The organism is Aliamphritea hakodatensis, from assembly GCF_024347195.1.
GTDB classification, from domain to species: Bacteria; Pseudomonadota; Gammaproteobacteria; order Pseudomonadales; family Balneatricaceae; genus Amphritea; species Amphritea hakodatensis.
In genome coordinates, this window is sequence record NZ_AP025281.1 from 1,606,649 (window position 1) to 1,624,856 (window position 18,208).

Below are 18,208 nucleotides of genomic sequence, written 5' to 3' on the forward strand. Positions count from 1 at the left end.
TCAGAAACCCTGGCGGTTTCAGCGTGGGCGGTAAAACCGGACTATGCTGACAGCCATTATGAGTAAACAAAGCGTTGAAAAAGAAGTGACTGCAGCGTTCGCGGGAGTAACCCTTGGTGCGGGCACTGGCCTTTGGGAAGCTCAGGCGATCGATGATTACGCCTCTGAAGACGTACGCCGAAGTAACCGGGAGCGGGATCAGAGAGCAGACTGGAAGTTACTGGATTACGATGACCTGCAACGTTGCCACAGCAGTCTGTCTTTCTTTGATACTGAGGGGATGAAGTTTCATCTGCCGGCTTACATCATTGGCAGTATACGGGGAAAGGTTGATGATCCGCTTTTTCACCTTATTCAGCTGGATGAGTATTCGCTGTCGAAACTTGCGTCTCTGAGTAACATGCAACGGCAGTCCGTTGTACTGTATTTGCAGTGGTGTCTTGAACAGCAAGCGTACAGCTTTGACCATATCTCCATCACGAGAGCTCTACGGGAATACTGGCAAAACTGACGCAGTGGCAACCGGGCAGCCGGCGCGTTACCGGCTTCCCGGAAGGCGTACCGCTTGTTACAGCACCTGCCAGCCTATGGCTCTGCTGATGGCAAAGCTGAATTCATCGGCGACCAGGGTCCATAAACGGTTGGCCTGTGAGATGTCTAATGAGGGAAGGTTTCTTAGCCGCAACCGGGCGATAAGTTTCTGCTCATCCATCAGGGTACGGGCATCATCTTCTTCATATTCGCCGCTTTGCTGCTTTTCTCTGAGGAAGGCAATGTCGCTGAACATATCTCTGCCTATGTATTCAATGACCCGCCTGACATCTTCCTGTGCGGTGCCGTTTTCTAGTGTGGCGGAGGCAATTATACGTTCCAGAACGGAATCGAAATCTACGTTGTTAATAATCATGGCATACTCCAATGCTGCGCATAAATTGCTTGGCAGTCGGTCTGGCTGCCGGTGCAAGTATTGGTTTGATGACAATCACAGACGTGGATGTGAGTTGCGCCGCTGAAACCGGAGACGGATCGAAAGACGGGGGCAGAGCTGTCAGGTTAGCTCTGAGATCGATACCTGGGTCGGTTCCGGGCATATGCAACATCCTTTTGCTGTGTGTACGAAAGGTTCAGCACCGGCTCCCTGCCAGATCATATCTGAACCCCTGTATAGCCTAGATCAGAATCTGCAATTTTTCCCTGCGGATTACTGACGGCTGGCTGTCAGTGCCCAGATACCCGCTACCGACAGCAGGCCACCACCGCCCAGATTAAATGCCCGGTGGGCGCGTTTGTTACTCAGTAACTTTCGGGCCTGCGCGGCAAAAAGCGAGTACAGGCAGGCGTTTAGCGTTGCAAGCGTGACAAAGGTAACCGCCAGCCACCACATCTGAGTGGTAGCACCGGCACCCGGGGTAATGAACTGGGGCAGAAAGGCGACGAAAAAGATAATTCCTTTGGGGTTAAGTGCAGTGACCAGCCAGGTATCGCTGAACAGCTTCCAGCCGGAGACGGTGGCGTCTGTGGGCAGGTCTGTGGGATTAACGCCGGCTCGTAGCAGCCTGATACCCAGATACAGCAGATAAAGCCCACCGATCCATTTAACCACCGTGAACCAGAAAGCCGATTGCGCCAGCAGGGTGCCCAAGCCCAGCAGAGACAGCAACAGGGCAGTTGAATCCCCCAGCGCGACGGCTGCAATCAGCGGCCAGCGGGCTCGGTTACCGTGGGAAACCGAATAGCTGATGACGGTAAGGATTGTCGGGCCGGGAATAATCACCAGAATGCCGGTGGCGAGTACAAAAGCCAGCCAGGCTTCCAGGCTCAGAAAAGTGTTGAAAACAAAAAAAGAATCAGGGGTCATAAGGGCTTACCCATCCTTGAATGATTTGATAATCGCTTTATGAATCCCCAGATTCCTTTACCCGTCAAGGATTTTTTATAGGTCAGTTTGTCAGGGTGCCGGCTTGATAGTCCGCAATGGCCTGCTGAATTTCTTCGGCGGTGTTCATCACAAAAGGGCCGTGATGGGCGACCGGCTCATTCAGGGGCTTGCCGCTGAGGACCAGCATGCCGGTACCGGCGTGCGTGCTCAGTTGCAGATCATCTGCATCGCTGATCCTGGCCATCTGGCGGCTGTTAACCGGCTGGCCGGCAATATCCGCCTGGCCTTCGTACACAAAGATCAGCAGGTTTTCATCGCGGGCCGCGTTCAGAGTCAGGCTCTGGCCGGCACTGATCTGCAGGTCTGCCACCCGGGTCGGGGCGGTGGTCTGCAGGGGGCCACTGAAGGTTTGTGAATTCAGTTTCACAGAACCGCTGATGACCTTGATACTGGCCGGTGCGGTACCGTTCTCTGCCGGAACCGGTTGCCATGGCAGTTCACTCCGGGGAATATCCTTCCAGGCGGCCGGTTGCATCTTGTTAGCCGCAGGCAGGTTGATCCACAGCTGAAAACCGTGCAGGTGGCCCTGTTCCATCAGCGGTTTTTCACTGTGAATGACCCCTTTACCGGCAGACATCCACTGGGCTTCACCCTGGCTGATGCCCCCTTCATTGCCCATATGATCCTTATGTTCAAAGCCGCCGGCGCGAATATAGGTGAGGGTTTCCAGACCCCGGTGGGGGTGGGGCGGAAAACCGGCAATGTAGTCATCCGGATTATCGGAATTGATCTCGTCCAGCATCAGAAACGGATCGAGACTGTTGTCCCGAAAACCGTGTATGCGTTGCAGTTTGACGCCGGCACCGTCGCTGGATGGCCGGCTGTTAATGATTTGAATATGCATGCGGCAAACCCCTGTTATGAGTATATGTTAGCTACTATAAGTTCATAAAATTCGTAAGTTAATCGCGAATAGTTGTATGATTTATTCGGTTTAATAGAACGAATGCCGGGAGTGAATGATGCGGGTAACCCTTGAACAGTGGCGAATGCTTAAAGCTGTGGTGGATCATGGCGGCTTTGCCCATGCGGCGGCTGCGGTACATAAGAGCCAGTCGAGCATTAACCACGCAATCCATAAAATGGAAGATCAGCTTGGAGTGAAGCTGCTGCAGGTCAAAGGCCGTAAGGCATACCTCACGGATGCCGGTCATTTACTGTTGCGAAGGGCGGAAGGCTTGCTGGACAGTGCCCAGCACATTGATGATCTGGCCCGCAGTCTCTCTGCCGGGGAAGAGCCGGAAATCGGTCTGGCGATTGATCAGATTATGCCTGCTGTGTATATCACTGAAGTGCTGGAGCAGTTTGCCAGCGAATATCCGAATACCCGGGTGCAGCTGTATGAGACGGTTTTATCCGGTGCCCGGGAAGCGCTGGAAGAAGGTGCAGTGGATCTGGCCATTGCCGGTGCCGGGATGCCGGGATACCTGTCGGAACCGATGACCGGCGTGGACTTTATCGCGGTTGCCTCTCCGGCCCATGAGTTGTGCAATATGGGGCCGCTGAGTATGGATGATTTACGTAACTACCGGCAGATTGTTACCCGTGACTCCGCCCTGCAGGATAAGGTGGACTCCGGCTGGCTGAAGGCCGAACAGCGCTGGACGGTGAGTAATCTGAGCACGGCGGTGGCGATGGTGCAGCGGGGTGTGGGGTTTGCCTGGTTACCGATGACAAGAGTCGGCACGTTAATCCTCAGTGATGAGTTGCGTATCCTGCCACTGGCCAAGGGCGCGATTCGCAGTGCTACGTTACAGATGTACTACGCACAGGGTGAACAGAGCGGACCGGGGGTGATGCGGCTGGCGGAATTACTGAAAGAATTCTGCGTCATGCAGTGTCCGAAATACGATGTGCCAATGCGTGCTCAGATTCTCGAAAAGGTGAATCATGATGAATAAGTTACTTTAAGTTCTGTTTAATCGAATGGTTTGTGCGAATTTTCGCGATTTTGTTTCTTTTAAAACAAACTAATATGAATTCCATCACAACATGTTCAGACAATGCAGACGGTTACATCAGGCTGCATTCACAGAGGATAAAACGATGGGATTACTGATAAACGGCAACTGGCACGATGAATGGTACGACACTTCCGGTGACGGTGAGTTTGTCCGTGAAGATGCCGGATTCCGTCACTGGATTACCCCGGATGGCAGCCCGGGTATCAGCGGTGGAGACGGTTTTGCGGCGGAAGGCGGCCGTTATCATCTGTATGTTTCCCTGGCCTGTCCCTGGGCACACCGGACGCTGATTTTCCGGCACCTTAAAGGGCTGGAAGATCTGATCAGCATATCCGTGGTCAGCCCGGACATGCAGGAACATGGCTGGACCTTCGATAAAGCCAGTGGTTCAGACGGTGACGCCCTGTACAGCTCAGAATACATGCACCAGATTTATACCCGGGCCAAAGCGGATTACACCGGCCGGGTAACGGTACCTGTACTGTGGGATAAGCAGCGGGAAACCATTGTCAGCAATGAATCTTCAGAAATCATCCGCATGTTCAATTCGGCCTTTAATCACCTGACCGGTAATGAACTGGATTTCTTCCCGCAGGATCTGCAAAGCGCAATTGAAGCCGCTAATGAATGGGTCTACCGGGATATCAATAACGGCGTTTACCGGGCTGGTTTCGCGACCACCCAAGCGGCCTATGAACACAACGTGCTGGACCTGTTCAGTGCACTGGACCGGCTGGAAAGCATACTGAGCGAGCAGCGTTATATTGCCGGTGACCGGATTACAGAAGCGGACTGGCGGGCGTTTACCACGCTGATCCGTTTTGATGCGGTATATCACGGCCACTTCAAGTGTAACCTGCGTCAGCTGCGCGAATACCCGAATATCAGCGGCTATGTACGGGAGCTTTATCAGCAGGGTAATGTGGCGGCGACCTGCAATTTCGAGCACATTAAACGTCACTACTATTACAGCCACACAGGCATCAATCCGACCCGGGTTATTCCGCTGGGGCCGGTGCTGGATTTTGATCAGCCCCACGGCCGCGGATAAATTTCTCCGCCGGCTTTGCAACCTGAACTGATCACGTATACTGGCCTCTTTATGCCGCGGGCACGAGTTTAAAGAGGAGTACGGACGATGGACACGCAGGGAGCGTTACAGCAATATTTCGGTTTTGATCAGTTCCGCCCCGGGCAGCAGCAGACGGTAGATCAGCTGTTGCAGGGGCATTCCAGCCTGGCAATATTCCCCACCGGTTCCGGTAAATCACTGTGTTATCAGCTCAGTGCGCTGCAATTGCCGCACCTCACCTTAGTTGTTTCTCCCTTGCTGGCCCTGATGAAGGATCAGTTGGAGTTCCTGCACAGCAAAGGCATTCCCGCGGCCCGGATTGATTCCGGCATGAGCTTCGAAGAGAACCGGCAGGTGATGGCGGATGCCCGAAGCGGCAAGCTGAAAATTCTCATGGTGTCTGTAGAGCGGTTTAAGAATGAACGTTTCCGCCAGTTCATCGCTGGCATTCCTCTGTCGATGCTGGTGGTGGATGAAGCTCACTGTATTTCTGAGTGGGGGCATAACTTCCGGCCGGACTATCTGAAACTGCCGGTGTACCGTGAAACTCTGAATATTCCGCTGGTTCTGCTGCTAACAGCTACCGCCACCGAACAGGTAAAAGTGGATATGGCGGCCAAGTTTGCCATTCAGCCTGAACATATCGTGCAGACCGGCTTTTACCGGCCGAATCTGGATCTGAGTGTCTGGGCGGTGGCGGAGCAGCAACGTCATGACCGCCTTTTGGAAGCCCTGCAGCAGTCACCGGGTGCTGCGGTTGTCTATGTGACCCTGCAGCAAACCGCCGAAAAAGTTGCTGAGTTCTTGCAGCACCGTGGCCTGAATGCCGCTGCTTACCATGCCGGTTTTAAAGATGAACAGCGCCAGCAAGTGCAGGATGACTTTATGGCCGGGCGGGTGCAGGTGGTCGTTGCCACCATTGCCTTTGGCATGGGGGTGGATAAGTCCGACATTCGCTGCGTGGTGCATTACGACCTGCCTAAATCCGTTGAAAATTACAGTCAGGAAATCGGCCGGGCCGGCCGTGACGGTGCGCCATCCAACTGTATCGCACTGGGCAATCTGGACGGCATCAACACCGTTGAGAACTTCGTATATGGCGATACCCCGGAGCCGGAAGGCATTCGCTATGTGCTGCAGGATATCGCTGACAATATAAACCCGGAAGGCAACTGGGAAGTACAGTTACTGGGGCTGTCGAACAGCAGCAATATCCGCCAGCTGACCCTGAAAACCCTGCTGGTACAGCTGGAGCTGCTCGACGTTATTCAGGCTAAATCCGTCTATTTCGCCGAATTTAAATACAAGTTCCTGCAGGATCAGCAAGAAGTTCTTAATCGCTTTAACGGAGAACGGCGGGCATTCCTGCAGGCCGTGTTTGCCCATACGCAGTTTAAGCGGGTCTGGGGTGAACTGGACATGCAAGCTTTACTGCAAAGCTATGGCGGCGACCGGGACAGGGCGGTGAAGGCGCTGGAATACCTCAGTGAGCAACAGCTGATTGAACTGCAGAGCCGGGGCGTTACCGAAGTATTCGGCGTAAACCAACAGGCCCTGTTACAGCCAGAACTGGCGGATGAACTGCAGCAGTATTTTGCAGAAAAAGAACAAAAAGAAATTGCCAGAATTGCCGCGCTGGTGGGCTTCTTCGAAGAAAATCGCTGCCTGAGCCATCAGTTGGCGGAGTATTTTGCGGATCATCAAGCCCCCGCGCAGTGTGGCCACTGCTCCGTATGCCGGGGAGAGCCGGCCACACTGAGCCGTTCACGGCAGGTGAACTGGCCCGAAGACACCCAGTTAGCTGAATGGCTGCAGACGCTTGCCGGTAAGCTGGCTGCAAACAGCCAGACGAATCAGGTTTTAACAATCCCGCTAGCGTGCCGATTTCTGGCGGGCATCAGCGTACCGGTGTGGACAAAGATCAAAGCACGGCAACTGCCGGGCTATGGTAGCTGTGAGGATATGCGCTACGGCGAAACTGCTGAGCGGGTGCAGGGCATTGTGGCTAAGATTCAGATAGGCTGATGTACCGGCTGTAATCCAGGCAATAAAAAACCCGGCATGTGCCGGGTTTTTTGTGTCTTTACTAAAGCATTTAACTGTTTAGTAAAGCTTAGTAGTCGTACTTAGACGCAGAGTAGATTGCGAATGCTTTTTCCCAGATCTCGCCAACTTCGCCGTTACCGACTGGCTTACCGTCCAGCTTGGTAACCGGTGCGATTTCTTTAGAAGAGCTGGTGATCCACAGTTCGTCAGCGTTGCGAACTTCGTCCATAGTGATGGTGCGTTCTTCCAGCTTCAGGGAACCGTCAGCCTTGATGCTGTCGATGATGATGCGACGGGTGATACCCGGCAGAATCTGGTTGTCCTGAATCGGAGTGATGATCACGCCGTCTTTAACGATGAAAGCGTTGCAGGAGCTGCCTTCAGTAACTTCGTTGTTCGCGTTGTACAGCAGTGCTTCATCGCTACCGGTAGAGTAACCTTCCTGGAAGTGCATGACGTTGCCCAGCAGTGCAGTGGACTTAATGTGGCAACGCTGCCAGCGCAGGTCTTCGGTGCTTACCAGGCTGTACTGGGTAACTTTAGTACGGTCAACCGGCTCAGGATCTTTGATCGCGAAGCAGAAGCAGAATACGGTTGGTTCAACACCTTCCGGGTAAGGGTGGTAACGCTTAACGTCAGTACCGCGGGAAATGTGAACGTAAACGCCCAGGTTTTCACCCATGTCGCTGTTACGTGCAACCAGATCGTCCAGCAGTTCTTTCCAGCCTTCGATGGTGTTGCTGTTCTTGATCTCGATAGCCGCCAGGCCATCAGCCATACGGTTAAGATGAGGCATCAGGCCTACAGATTTGCCGTTATAGTACGGAATAACTTCGTAGATACCGTCACCAAACAGGAAACCACGGTCCAGTGGTGAAATGCGGGCTTCTGCCAGTGGCTGGTATTCACCGTTTAAGTAAGCAATGCTCATGTTAACTTTCCTCTCAAACTATAATTCTGTGGGGGCGTATCCCCGCCGACCTTCCTGTGGGTAAGGTCTGCCAACGTCCTGACACGTTTTAGGGGTACACCTGGATAAACCTGGCAAAGGCAAGTACCAGCTAGCTATCAACCAGCTAAATTGCTCAAGCATTACGCGGTCCGGGACTCCTCACTGCCTGACGGCAATCCGGGATCACTGTGCAATTGCGGCCTTAACAGGTTGCGTCAGACACTGACGCCTCCTAAATGATACTGTAGACATATACGGTCGCGAGACGACGGGAAATGAACAGCTACAGATCGGGGCAGTACTCCGGTTTGGCTTGTGGCCGTATTCCGAAGGCAGAACTGCCATCATACTTTTTGAGTGCGCAGCAGTGTGTTTGAAAAATGGATATCTTTCAATAGGCAAAAATACTTCAGAATATAATGCTGCCAGCAGATGTTTTTTAGAATTATATTCTGCTTATTTAACAAGTTTAGATAAAACGCCTGTTGAAAATCCGCCGGATTACTGTCGGGCGTCAGGCCGTCTGAATGGTATCCGTCATGATCTCCCGGCTACTGTTGGCAAGTAGCTGTGGCAGGATGCGATCGTCGTCTAACCGCCAGCTGCAGTTAAAACTCAGTGCCGGTGCCGCCTGATCAATGTTCAGCTCCACCAGCTGTTTGTCGTCCAGTAACTGGCGGACAATCGGTTCGGGCATCAGCGCCACGCCGATACCCTGTGCCACCATGGTCAGCAGGCTGGCCACTGAGCTACAGGTGTGGAATACCGGTGCATCTTCATAAAAGGGCTGAAACAGTTGTTGCAGATAACCCCATGGGCGGGTTTCCCGGGGGAAGCTGAGTACCGGATAGTTCACCAGATCAGCAACGGAACGGATGCTGGCGTCACTGATTAATCCGGGTGCCGCAACCCAGCACTGCGGATAGCTGCATAAGGGTTCGCTGACCAGCTCGGGAATGTCGTTCTGATCCGACACCATGAGGGCCAGATCCAGTTGGCAGTTGGTGAGCTGTTTGACCAGCGTGGGGGATACATCACTGATCAGCTCGAATGACATCAGCGGATACTGAGCCTGCCAGTGCCGCAGCAGCGGTGACAGCCACAGGTGTGCCAGGGTGTCGGCAATGCCGATACGCAGGCTGCCTTTTTCCGGTGCGTCTTCACGAATCTGCTGTTTCATTTCCTGGCTGATGGCGATCAGCTTTTCTGCATAGGGCAGTAGCTGAACGCCTCTCGGACTGAGCCGGGTGCCGCTTTTGTCACGGATAAACAGTTGCGCACCCAGTTCGTTTTCCAACGCGGTAATCCGTGCCGAGATCGCTGGCTGAGTGGCGTGCAGATGCTGAGCCGCCGCATGGAAGCTGCCAAGCCGGGCAATTTTAACGAAGGTGTTCAGATTGCGTATGCGCATGATTATCCAGTGAATCAGACTGATGATTGGAGTATGCCATTATCATCAGGTTGTTAGAAGCTGATCTGTCTGTAACGGATGCTGATTTTAGTGGAGTGTGGAAGGGCAGCACAACTGACTGTAGAGAACTGAAAAAGGCAGCCCGCGCTGCCTTTTTTGTATTTGCTGATCCGGGGATCAGTCCGTGGTAATGGTGAATTCAGCCACCGGATGCTGCTTGCGTAGCACTCTGTAAGCGCTGCGCAGTTCGCCGCGGTCCACGTAGCAGCCACGCAGGTGACGTTCACCGCTGCCGGCTTCAAATTCGGCACGGCCGTGGGCGATGCGGTGGTTATCGAAGACGATGCATTCGCCGGCATTGAGGCGGAAGCGCATCAGGTAACGTTCGTCCTGCAGCATGTGGCCGAAGGCACGGAAAGCCGGGTAGAAGGTATCCAGAGTGGCCTGTGGCAGATCGAATACATCGCTCAGGTGCTGGCTGTAGTTAATGCCGCTGACTTCGCCGTTGTTTGGATCGATTTCGATAATGGTCTGCCGGGCTCGAACGTCCTGATGGTCCGTGGTGTAACGGAACGGCACGCTGACGGTAGACAGCAGTTCAAAGTATTCCGGGTACTGCTCACGCAGGGCGTTGGCAACGCTGGTGGCGTCCACAAACAGGCTGTCGCCCCCTTCGGCATTATTTACCCGGCAGTGAAGGAACTGAATCCCCGGGGCCAGTTCTTCCGGCGGCAGGTCGGTGTGCAGTTCCAGCGCTTTACTGGTGTAGGCGAGGTTTTCCGGATTCTTCTTCGACTTAACGTCGAAATGGTAGCCGGAGAATGACGGCCGCACGGTGCCGATCAGTTCGCAGGTTTCCTGCAGCCCCTGATTGCTGTCGGGCATGTCGGTGATCAGGGCAACGCCTTCGTCCAGCATGGCTTCCAGCCAGTCGGCAACTTTAGCCGGGTTGCTCATGAGTTCAGGCTGACTGAAGCGGGCCATATTCGGATAGTGTTCGGCGTACCAGGAACGGCGGGCACGGATAGCTATGTCACCGTGGCCCTGTCCCTGATGCCAGTTTGCCAGCCATTGCAGTGCGTAGCGGCTCTGATGACCGCACGGCCACTGTACCTGCAGCGCGTCAGCTTCAACGGCGGCGGTGAGTGGCTGCAGGTTATCCGGCTCGGCCAGAATGTCGAAGGTACGTTCCTGGGTTTCTTTGTCCCAGGATGTCTTACAGTTATCCCGCAGCCAGTAATAGTTAAAGTAGGCCTGTGCGCCCTGAATGTTAACGGTTAAACCATTTTGCTGCAGTTGAACAGCAGCGCTGCCTGGCATGTGAAGATGCGTTTCAGCAGAGGTGTTAAGCATGACTGTATTCCGAAGTTGTTTTTTTGGCGTTTAGTCGGTGGCGTTTTTAGAAAAGCCGCGTCGTTATTATTTTTATATTATCACCGTAATGTAAAAGAGTGCTGTATAGTCTGTCAATGCCTAAAATAGTCGATCATCAACAACGCCGTGACGCCATTGCCAGAGCGGCCAGCAAAGTCATTGCCCACCGGGGACTGGAAGCAACCAAACTGACTGATATCGGTAAGGAAGCAGGGGTCACCACCGGGGCAATCCGCCATTATTTTGAAGACAAGGAAGCGGTGCTGATTGCCGCGCTGGAATACGCCTATACCAGCAGTGTTGAGCGTATGCTGGTGCAGGCTGAACAGCAGCCTTATCAGTTCGACCGGGTTTTACTGCAGGTGTTGCCCAGTGATGCTGAAGGGCGGGGCATGGTATCTGCCTGGCTGATCTTCTGGGGGCGTTCGCTGACCGAACCCCGTTTGGCGGAACATCAGATCGGTGTGCACAATCGCTGGATTGAACTGGTACAGCAGCAACTGGCCATTCACTGCCAGCAGCACGGGCTGGAACTGACTGAACCGCCACTGGATGTTGCTGAGGCCTTGACGGCGCAGATTAATGGTCTGATGATTCGTACCCTGATCGCCCCGGACGACTGGTCGGCACTGCGCTTACATAAATTACTCAGTGACTATCTGCGTCAGTCGGGGTTAATGCCTTAGCTCTGGAATCAGGGCACCCGTTGTGAGTGTTGTTAAACAATGAAAAAAGCCTCTGCCCGTATCGGCCTGACGAATCCTAAATCCCCAACAAACGTGGGCGCTGTGATGCGTGCTGCCGGTTGTTTTGAAGCCGACGGGGTGTATTACACCGGCAGCCGTTATGACCGCGCTGCCCAGTTTCATACCGATACTAAATCCGCCAGCCAGCGAATCCCCCTGACGGGTGTCGACTGCTTACTGGACGTATTACCGGAGCTGGACGACGATACGCAGCTGGTGTGTATCGATCTGGTGGAAGGTGCCACTTCGCTGGCAGAGTTTGAACATCCGGTAAAAGCCTTCTATATATTTGGTCCGGAAGATGGCAGCCTGAGCCAGGCGGTCGTAGACCGGGCGGATGCCGCGGTTTATATTCCTACTGTCGGTTGCCTGAATCTGGCGGCCACTGTTAATGTCGTACTCTATGACCGGCAGGCCAAGCTTGGTGCGGCACAAGCCGGTGATGCGCTGATTCGCAGTAGCCGCGACCGCAATAACAGTGTGAGCTTTCAGGCCGGCTGATACCGCGCAGCGGTTGTGTAACCTCCCTTCACGGGCATTATCAACGGAACGAATATGACTGTAGCTGAGAACCGTGCCGCATGGCTTGAAACCGAATTAACCCGGGTAGACGGACAGTCTCCCCGTGATACCGGCTCCGCCCCTCTGGGTAAACATCTGAAAATGGCGGGCAACCCCTTTGTGTTTTTACGGGGCGCTGCCCAGCTGTTCTATGCGGATATACAGGCCGGTTATCTGCAGCTGCCCGAAGCACTTTATACCCTGCCAAAAACCCGCATCATGGGGGATTGCCATACCTCCAACTTTGGCTTTTTTACCGAGGAAGGCTCCCACGGGGAGCGGGTGGTGTTCGCCCCGAACGACTTTGACGATGCCTGTGTGGGGCATGCCGTCTGGGATATGGCCCGTTTTGCGGTCAGCCTGGTGCTGTGTGCTGAGTATTGCCGGGGGCTCTCGAAAGGGGAATTTCCGCAGGTGCCTGGTGACAAGGATTATGCCGGTAAAGCCCGGGTAAAAGCCGATGCCGCTGAGAAGGCCGTTCGCCGGTTTTTAGAAGGCTATCAGCAGCGCTGTGACATGCTGATCGCCAGCCCGGATTATCATCAGCAGGTGCTGGCGGACTTCCCGGATGATCATATCCTCAGCAAACCCTTCAATAAAGCCCGGGCGAGAGCGGCCGGTGGTGCAGACTTTCTGATAAAAAGCGCGCTGGCCAAGGCGGTGGATGTGGATGCTGTAACGCTGCGCTTCCGTGACCGGGCAGATAAGTTTCAGCGCGTAAGTGCAGACACATATCAGCAGCTGGAACAAACGTTCGCCCCGTACATGGATGATACCGTGCTGGACATCGTTGCCCGTCTGGATGCAGGCACCGGCTCGGTGAATATGGGCCGTTATTACCTGCTGGTTGGCCCCGCTGATTATCAGGGCCCGCAGGATCTCAGCCTGTGCCACATTGTTGAAGTGAAGCAGCAGCGCAAAGCCGCCCCCCTGTTTTATTTTGATGACCTCAGCCCGGTGAACCGTTTAAACCCGGCTCACCTGACGCTGGAATGCCAGCGGCGGATGCAGCGCTTTCCGGATCTGGTGCTGGATGAAGCAGAATATGATGGCCAGCACTGGCTGGTGCGTTCCCGCCATCATGCGAAGGTAGGGCTGGACCCGGAAAATGTTGCACTGGGCAAAAAGGCCCGTAAAGGCGGCTTTGAAGAATATGCTGAAACCTGTGGTCATGCGCTGGCACTGGCCCATGGCCGGGGCGACCGGCGCTCAGTCCGTTTTGAGCAGGCGGTCACCGGCGTACTGCCGGCGCATAGCGAAGCTTTTGTGCAGGCCTGCATGGAATATGCACAGCGGGTGCGGGAAGACTGGACGTTACTTAATCAGATGTTAGCCCGGGAGGTGTAAATGCTGGCAGAGAACTACCGCTTAATGGCTGAGTACAACCGCTGGATGAACAGCAAGCTGCTGGACGCCGCCGGGCAACTGACCCAGGCAGAACTGAAGCGGGACAGCGGCGCATTTTTTAATTCGATTCTGGGGACATTCAACCACCTGATGGTGGGGGATATTATCTGGCTGCAACGCTTTGCTGAACATCCCGCCGGTGAACCGTTACAGAGTGTCAGGGAGTTTAACCGGCCGGCGACTCTCAGCCAGATGCTGCATGATAACCTTTCTTCCCTGGCACAACAGCGCCGTCAGTTGGATAACATGATCTGTGCCTTCTGCACGCAGCTGACCGACGAAGATCTGGCGCATGAGCTGGAATACCACAATACCAAAGGCGTTGCTTTCAGCCGCCGTTTTGCGTACTTGATGCAGCACTTTTTTAACCATCAGACCCATCATCGGGGCCAACTGAGTACACTGTTCAGCCAGCGCGGTGTGGATATCGGTGAGACCGATTTGCTGGGGGTCATGCCCTGAATTTTCATGATCACTAAAGACGGAGGCGATGCCGTGCAATACACAGGATCCTGCCATTGTGGCGATGTAAAATTTGAATTTGAAGCCCCGCTGATCAGCGGCGGTGTGCAGTGTAACTGTTCCATCTGCACCCGAAAGGGCGCGGTTATGTCGGACTTTTTGCTTACGGCAGAGCAGTTAAAAATCACCGCAAAGGCCGATGCCCTGAGCCTGTATCAGTTCGGTACCATGGTGGGGAAACACTATTTCTGCAGCCGCTGTGGCATTTATCCCTTTCATGAAACCCTTCGCGCTCCGGGTTCTTACCGGCTTAATCTGAACTGTGTGGACGGGGTTGATGCCGGCAGTCTGCCGTTGCAGATGTTCGACGGTAAATCTCTTTGAACCTGCCAGATGGCATAAGCGTTATTCAGGCAGGCCCTGAGGATGCTCATGAAGTCGCCCGGCTGGTCAGGGCGCTGTTACTGGAGCTTGAGCCGGGTGCAGACGCTGAGCTCAGCGCTATGAATTTGCCGAAGCAGGCGAAGGATATGCTGGCTGATCAGCTTATCTATGCGTTCTTTGCCCTTTATGCCGGGGAGTTAGTGGGGGTTATTACCCTGCACCGCTGTGCTGCTCTGTATGCAGGTGGGGTGTTTGGAGAAGTCTCTGAGCGGTATGTTGTACCTGGCTACCGTTCGATGAAAGTTGGCGAGCGGTTGCTGGACAAGGCTATGGCATTTGCAGCGAAGCAGGGTTGGCAACGGCTGGAGGTCGGTGCGCCGCCACTGGCTGAATTTCCCCGGGCTCAGCAATTTTATGAAGCGAACGGCTTTATCTGCACCGGCCAGCGGTTACGCAGGCTGGTATAAAAAAACCACCGCAATGCGGTGGTTTTTTTATACTGCAGTGTCGGTTTAACCGAGGTTAAACACGCTGGTGAGTTTCTGCTGACGCTCCGCAAGGCCGGACAGGGCTTCGCTGCCCCGGGCGGTTTGCTGGGCATCGTGGGCACCCTGTTCGGCCATGTCGGCGATACGCTGTACGCTGGCAGATATTTCCTGGCTGACCGATGTCTGTTCTTCAGCAGCCACCGCGATATGCTCTGACATATTACGAATCTCAGACAGCTGGCTAACCATGTTCTCCAGAGAGTGTCTGGCCTGTTCGGTCTGGTCAACACTGGACTGGGCTTCCTGACGGCTGCTTTCCATAATGGTCACGGCTTCTTTTGCCCGGGTTTGCAGTTTGTCGATCATCGCCTGAATATCTTCAGTGGAGTCCTTGGTACGGCTGGCCAGGTTGCGTACTTCATCCGCCACTACCGCAAAGCCGCGGCCCTGTTCACCGGCACGGGCGGCTTCGATTGCAGCGTTAAGCGCCAGCAGGTTGGTCTGGCCGGCAATGCCGTTAATCACTTCAAGGATCTGGCCGATGTTGGCGGAGTCTTCATTGAGCTGAGTAATGACCGCAGAAGCCCGGTCAATTTCACTGGCCAGACCATTAACTACAGTAATGTTTTGCTGCATCAGGGCACGGTTTTCGCCGGCAGTGTTATCAATGGCGGTAACCTGTTGCTGGGCCTGTTCGGCACTTTGTGCGACTTCTTCCGCCGCGGCAGACATCTGATGAATGGCAGTCGCCACCTGAGTGGTATGCTGGTTCTGTTCATCCATCAGTTGATTAGTACGGTCGCTGATGGTGGCGGCTTCCCGGGCGGATTCGCTGATCTTGCCGGAGGCACTCTGGATATCCCGGATAATGCTTTCCTGCTTGCTTGCAAGATCGTTCACCCACTGAGATAGCTGACCGAATTCGTCTTTGCTGGTAATGCTCAGGCGTTGGCTGAGGTCACCGTCGGCAATGGTTTTCAGGATCGACATCACCCGGTTCAGCGGCGTGCGGATGTTATGGCTTACCCAGATGGCTATGATGATGGCGATGATCACGGATGCGGCGCTGATAATGATGCTGGCGGTCTGGCTCAGGCTGACGGTGTCACGGGCATTCAGTGTGGCGGCATCCGCAAGGGCCTGAGAATCAGCCCGCAGCTGGTTAACGGTGTCGTTGGTGCTGTTGATGGTGGCCGAGAGCTGTTCCAGCAATGCGGCGATCTGCAGTTTCAGTTCAACCCGCTTTTTATGTACCTGAACAACGCCGTCCGGTGCGGTTGTGGCCTGCTGAATAATGGCCAGGGTTTCCAGCAGATTGTCGGCGGACGCACTGCCGGAAGCCTTCAGCTTTTCCAGCCGGTCCTGCATGGCTTTCAGCCCGTAACCGGTAATGTTGAATGAGCTTTCCAGCGGTTTAATAACGCTCAGATCTTCACTTTTTAACAGCCGGCCGATGTCGCTGGTGACCGTTTGCAGGTTGCTGGTAAGAATCGGACCGGCATTCTGCTCAGCCAGATTTTCACCGTATTCCGTCAGATCGTTGATATCCACGGTGAAGAACTTGAGTTCGTCCAGCAGGTCACTTTCCAGCTGTTTAACATCAGCTCCCAGTAACAGGTACTGACGGTGGCTGCTCATGGCCTGCTGTGAACTGCTGAAAAATGCATTGGCCTGAGGGTCGATAACACTGATCGCTTCACTGACCTGCGGATACTGCTTACTCAGATTGAGCAGGGCTTCCCGCTGGGTGTTATAGCCGGCCTGTTGCGTGTTCAGGGCGTCTTCCTGAGCGCTCAGGGTAGTGTCGTTCTGGCTACTCATGAACTGCATCAGGGCTTTGTTGGCGGACAGCAGGGCGACTGCGATATCGGCACTGTGGGTGGCGATCGGGGCAATTTCACCGGTGGTCCGCTGAAACTGGGTATCAACGGCGTCCAGGCTACGGTATGAGGTAGTGCTGATGACCAGCAGCAACAGAACAAGCAGCGCAAATCCGCCACCGATACGGTGGGTAACAGAGAGATGCATAACAGCTCCTTAAAGCTTTTTATTGTTATGGGTGCAGGTCTGGCTTCTTGTGAAAGCACCGGCCTGTACGCAATCCATTGTTATGACGTTCCCTGTAATATTTACCGGCTCAGTATAAGGTTGTTAAATGATCATTTAATTAAAACAACCTCGCACTTTGGGTTTTGACTGCCCAATCTGGGTTTTTTGGTCGTGAATGGGCATGTTGAGAAAGACTCTGTCGTAAAAGATAAAACCACCGTTTTAGCGGTGGTTTCAGTGTGGGGCTTTTCTGCAGAAGCGTGCTTTAATCGGGCTTACCAGTGACCGGTGTTTTCCATTGAAACCCATGGCTCTGCCGGTGCCAGTGATTCACCTTTCTGCAGTAGTTCCACAGAAATGTTATCCGGTGAGCGGACAAATGCCATGTGGCCGTCCCGGGGCGGGCGGTTGATGGTGACGCCGGCGTCCTGAAGTTTCTGGCACAGGGCGTAGATATCATCCACCTCAAACGCCAGATGGCCAAAGTTGCGGCCTTCATCATAGTCTTCCGGGTCCCAGTTATACGTCAGTTCCAGTAACGGGCTCTGGTGTTCCCGGGCGTGGGCTTCGTAGTGAGGGTCAGCCAGAAAGCTCAGGGTGAAGCGGCCACCTTCGTAGTCGTTACGTTTGATTTCAGTCAGACCCAGCAGGTCGCAGTAGAATTTCAGGGATGCGTCCAGGTCTTTTACCCGAACCATGGTGTGTAGGTAGCGCATGGTGGCCTCGTTGTTTTTATGCGAAGGGTGAGAGTGGCGAATGTTCGCTGCGGCTTTGGCCGTCTCTTGTCATGTGCCTGATTCTACATAAGTTAACCGCAATAATGCAGTGCCGGGCTGATCAGAAAATCCACCAGAGGAAGGCAACAGCGGAGACGGCGGCTGCACCGCAGAGGCTCAGTAAGTACAGCGCCATTAGCAGGGTGTAGTACCGGATGGCCAGATAGCCGGCGGCGATGGCAAATCCTGCACCGGTAACGGTTTGTAACCAGCCGGGCCAGAGTTCCGGGTAGCTGCTTAGTGCAATGTAGGTGAGCCCGGCGAGTGCCAGCGTCAGCAGCAGGTCTGTAGCAATGTGGAGCCCGCTCTGATCAGGCTGTCCGGAGGCTGAGTCGTCCCGGATAAATATGGGCTGGCCGGGGTGTTTGTCGTCTAAGTGCAGCGTATAGCGCGGGTATTTCCCATTCATAAGCAGGCCTTTTCTGTCACACATTTGTCAGTATAGAAGGGCTTTGCGCAGGTGAGGGAAAGTGTGGATGTTTTTATGTGAAGCTTTTGTGAAGGGCTTTTTATTACCGGCTTAGCACAGATACAAAAACGGCCGCTGAATGCGGCCGTTTTCTGAGTGGCGGGGCAA

Annotated in this window: 19 protein-coding genes; 10 read left to right on the forward strand and 9 right to left on the reverse strand. The window is 54.2% G+C overall.

Features of this window, described 5'->3' with window-relative positions:
- Positions 1 to 58: 58 nt before the first annotated feature.
- Positions 59 to 511 carry a DUF6714 family protein gene (locus PCI15_RS07310; protein ID WP_271273679.1) on the forward strand — a complete coding sequence of 151 codons (453 nt, stop codon included), beginning with the start codon at positions 59 to 61 and terminating at the stop codon, positions 509 to 511.
- A gap of 57 nt (positions 512 to 568) precedes the next feature.
- On the opposite strand, the gene PCI15_RS07315 is transcribed toward PCI15_RS07310, so the two are convergent.
- The 3 genes from PCI15_RS07315 to PCI15_RS07325 form a co-directional block, all read right to left on the reverse strand.
- On the reverse strand, positions 569 to 907 hold the full coding sequence (locus PCI15_RS07315; RefSeq protein WP_271273680.1) for a hypothetical protein: 339 nt from the start codon (positions 905 to 907) through the stop codon (positions 569 to 571).
- A 294-nt stretch (positions 908 to 1,201) separates the two neighbouring features.
- Positions 1,202 to 1,858, reverse strand: a complete 657-nt coding sequence (locus tag PCI15_RS07320) for a LysE family translocator (protein ID WP_336296734.1) — start codon at positions 1,856 to 1,858, stop codon at positions 1,202 to 1,204.
- Between the two features lie 82 nt (positions 1,859 to 1,940).
- Complete coding sequence (locus PCI15_RS07325) at positions 1,941 to 2,783, reverse strand: pirin family protein (protein WP_271273681.1); 843 nt, start codon at positions 2,781 to 2,783, stop codon at positions 1,941 to 1,943.
- A 115-nt stretch (positions 2,784 to 2,898) separates the two neighbouring features.
- On the opposite strand from PCI15_RS07325, the gene PCI15_RS07330 reads away from it, so the two are divergent.
- The 3 genes from PCI15_RS07330 to PCI15_RS07340 all read left to right on the forward strand — a co-directional run bounded on the left by PCI15_RS07330 (position 2,899) and on the right by PCI15_RS07340 (position 7,000).
- Entirely contained in the window at positions 2,899 to 3,840 is a 942-nt protein-coding gene (locus PCI15_RS07330; protein ID WP_271273682.1) for a LysR family transcriptional regulator, read from the forward strand.
- A 145-nt stretch (positions 3,841 to 3,985) separates the two neighbouring features.
- Complete coding sequence (locus PCI15_RS07335; RefSeq protein ID WP_271273683.1) at positions 3,986 to 4,954, forward strand: glutathione S-transferase family protein; 969 nt, start codon at positions 3,986 to 3,988, stop codon at positions 4,952 to 4,954.
- Positions 4,955 to 5,041: 87 nt separating this feature from the next.
- On the forward strand, positions 5,042 to 7,000 hold the full coding sequence (locus PCI15_RS07340) for a RecQ family ATP-dependent DNA helicase (protein WP_271273684.1): 1,959 nt from the start codon (positions 5,042 to 5,044) through the stop codon (positions 6,998 to 7,000).
- Positions 7,001 to 7,088: 88 nt separating this feature from the next.
- Here the strand turns inward: PCI15_RS07340 and PCI15_RS07345 are convergent, their stop codons facing one another.
- The 3 genes from PCI15_RS07345 to PCI15_RS07355 form a co-directional block, all read right to left on the reverse strand.
- Positions 7,089 to 7,952, reverse strand: a complete 864-nt coding sequence (locus PCI15_RS07345) for an aminotransferase class IV (protein WP_271273685.1) — start codon at positions 7,950 to 7,952, stop codon at positions 7,089 to 7,091.
- Between the two features lie 535 nt (positions 7,953 to 8,487).
- Positions 8,488 to 9,384 (reverse strand): LysR family transcriptional regulator, encoded by an 897-nt coding sequence (locus PCI15_RS07350; RefSeq protein ID WP_271273686.1) that lies wholly within the window; start codon positions 9,382 to 9,384, stop codon positions 8,488 to 8,490.
- Positions 9,385 to 9,561: 177 nt separating this feature from the next.
- Complete coding sequence (locus tag PCI15_RS07355) at positions 9,562 to 10,737, reverse strand: TauD/TfdA family dioxygenase (protein ID WP_271273687.1); 1,176 nt, start codon at positions 10,735 to 10,737, stop codon at positions 9,562 to 9,564.
- 116 nt (positions 10,738 to 10,853) lie between these two features.
- Between PCI15_RS07355 and PCI15_RS07360 the strand changes: the two genes are divergently transcribed.
- Genes PCI15_RS07360 through PCI15_RS07385 form a run of 6 tightly spaced genes read left to right on the forward strand, consistent with a single transcriptional unit; the run spans position 10,854 to position 14,785 of the window.
- The gene (locus tag PCI15_RS07360) at positions 10,854 to 11,444 is read left to right on the forward strand and encodes a TetR/AcrR family transcriptional regulator (protein ID WP_271273688.1); all 591 of its coding nucleotides are present in this window, start codon (positions 10,854 to 10,856) and stop codon (positions 11,442 to 11,444) included.
- Between the two features lie 39 nt (positions 11,445 to 11,483).
- Complete coding sequence (locus tag PCI15_RS07365) at positions 11,484 to 12,005, forward strand: RNA methyltransferase (protein WP_271273689.1); 522 nt, start codon at positions 11,484 to 11,486, stop codon at positions 12,003 to 12,005.
- A 54-nt stretch (positions 12,006 to 12,059) separates the two neighbouring features.
- Positions 12,060 to 13,412 carry a DUF2252 family protein gene (locus PCI15_RS07370; protein ID WP_271273690.1) on the forward strand — a complete coding sequence of 451 codons (1,353 nt, stop codon included), beginning with the start codon at positions 12,060 to 12,062 and terminating at the stop codon, positions 13,410 to 13,412.
- Positions 13,413 to 13,934 carry a DinB family protein gene (locus tag PCI15_RS07375; RefSeq protein WP_271273691.1) on the forward strand — a complete coding sequence of 174 codons (522 nt, stop codon included), beginning with the start codon at positions 13,413 to 13,415 and terminating at the stop codon, positions 13,932 to 13,934.
- A 33-nt stretch (positions 13,935 to 13,967) separates the two neighbouring features.
- Positions 13,968 to 14,318: a GFA family protein gene (locus PCI15_RS07380; protein ID WP_271273692.1), complete on the forward strand. Its 351-nt coding sequence runs from the start codon at positions 13,968 to 13,970 to the stop codon at positions 14,316 to 14,318.
- Positions 14,315 to 14,785 (forward strand): GNAT family N-acetyltransferase, encoded by a 471-nt coding sequence (locus PCI15_RS07385; protein WP_271273693.1) that lies wholly within the window; start codon positions 14,315 to 14,317, stop codon positions 14,783 to 14,785. Before PCI15_RS07380 ends, PCI15_RS07385 begins: the two co-directional genes overlap by 4 nt.
- Positions 14,786 to 14,830: 45 nt before the next feature.
- Here PCI15_RS07385 and PCI15_RS07390 read toward each other — a convergent pair whose 3' ends face one another.
- The 3 genes from PCI15_RS07390 to PCI15_RS07400 all read right to left on the reverse strand — a co-directional run bounded on the left by PCI15_RS07390 (position 14,831) and on the right by PCI15_RS07400 (position 18,040).
- Positions 14,831 to 16,834, reverse strand: coding sequence for a methyl-accepting chemotaxis protein (locus PCI15_RS07390; protein WP_271273694.1), 2,004 nt, complete (start codon positions 16,832 to 16,834; stop codon positions 14,831 to 14,833).
- Between the two features lie 296 nt (positions 16,835 to 17,130).
- Entirely contained in the window at positions 17,131 to 17,571 is a 441-nt protein-coding gene (gloA, locus tag PCI15_RS07395; RefSeq protein WP_271273695.1) for a lactoylglutathione lyase, read from the reverse strand.
- Positions 17,572 to 17,692: 121 nt separating this feature from the next.
- Positions 17,693 to 18,040: a hypothetical protein gene (locus tag PCI15_RS07400; RefSeq protein WP_271273696.1), complete on the reverse strand. Its 348-nt coding sequence runs from the start codon at positions 18,038 to 18,040 to the stop codon at positions 17,693 to 17,695.
- Between the last annotated feature and the right edge of the window lie 168 nt (positions 18,041 to 18,208).

Excerpts from the sequence above, each read along its gene's own strand:
- gloA (WP_271273695.1), bottom strand. The coding sequence starts at position 17,571 with ATGCGCTACCTACACACCATGGTTCGGGTAAAAGACCTGGACGCATCC.
- PCI15_RS07315 (WP_271273680.1), bottom strand. The coding sequence starts at position 907 with ATGATTATTAACAACGTAGATTTCGATTCCGTTCTGGAACGTATAATT.
- PCI15_RS07370 (WP_271273690.1), top strand. The coding sequence starts at position 12,060 with ATGACTGTAGCTGAGAACCGTGCCGCATGGCTTGAAACCGAATTAACC.
- PCI15_RS07320 (WP_336296734.1), bottom strand. The coding sequence starts at position 1,858 with ATGACCCCTGATTCTTTTTTTGTTTTCAACACTTTTCTGAGCCTGGAA.
- PCI15_RS07390 (WP_271273694.1), bottom strand. The coding sequence starts at position 16,834 with ATGCATCTCTCTGTTACCCACCGTATCGGTGGCGGATTTGCGCTGCTT.
- PCI15_RS07365 (WP_271273689.1), top strand. The coding sequence starts at position 11,484 with ATGAAAAAAGCCTCTGCCCGTATCGGCCTGACGAATCCTAAATCCCCA.
- PCI15_RS07335 (WP_271273683.1), top strand. The coding sequence starts at position 3,986 with ATGGGATTACTGATAAACGGCAACTGGCACGATGAATGGTACGACACT.
- PCI15_RS07355 (WP_271273687.1), bottom strand. The coding sequence starts at position 10,737 with ATGCTTAACACCTCTGCTGAAACGCATCTTCACATGCCAGGCAGCGCT.
- PCI15_RS07340 (WP_271273684.1), top strand. The coding sequence starts at position 5,042 with ATGGACACGCAGGGAGCGTTACAGCAATATTTCGGTTTTGATCAGTTC.
- PCI15_RS07375 (WP_271273691.1), top strand. The coding sequence starts at position 13,413 with ATGCTGGCAGAGAACTACCGCTTAATGGCTGAGTACAACCGCTGGATG.
- PCI15_RS07400 (WP_271273696.1), bottom strand. The coding sequence starts at position 18,040 with ATGAATGGGAAATACCCGCGCTATACGCTGCACTTAGACGACAAACAC.
- PCI15_RS07325 (WP_271273681.1), bottom strand. The coding sequence starts at position 2,783 with ATGCATATTCAAATCATTAACAGCCGGCCATCCAGCGACGGTGCCGGC.
- PCI15_RS07360 (WP_271273688.1), top strand. The coding sequence starts at position 10,854 with ATGCCTAAAATAGTCGATCATCAACAACGCCGTGACGCCATTGCCAGA.
- PCI15_RS07350 (WP_271273686.1), bottom strand. The coding sequence starts at position 9,384 with ATGCGCATACGCAATCTGAACACCTTCGTTAAAATTGCCCGGCTTGGC.
- PCI15_RS07330 (WP_271273682.1), top strand. The coding sequence starts at position 2,899 with ATGATGCGGGTAACCCTTGAACAGTGGCGAATGCTTAAAGCTGTGGTG.
- PCI15_RS07345 (WP_271273685.1), bottom strand. The coding sequence starts at position 7,952 with ATGAGCATTGCTTACTTAAACGGTGAATACCAGCCACTGGCAGAAGCC.
- PCI15_RS07310 (WP_271273679.1), top strand. The coding sequence starts at position 59 with ATGAGTAAACAAAGCGTTGAAAAAGAAGTGACTGCAGCGTTCGCGGGA.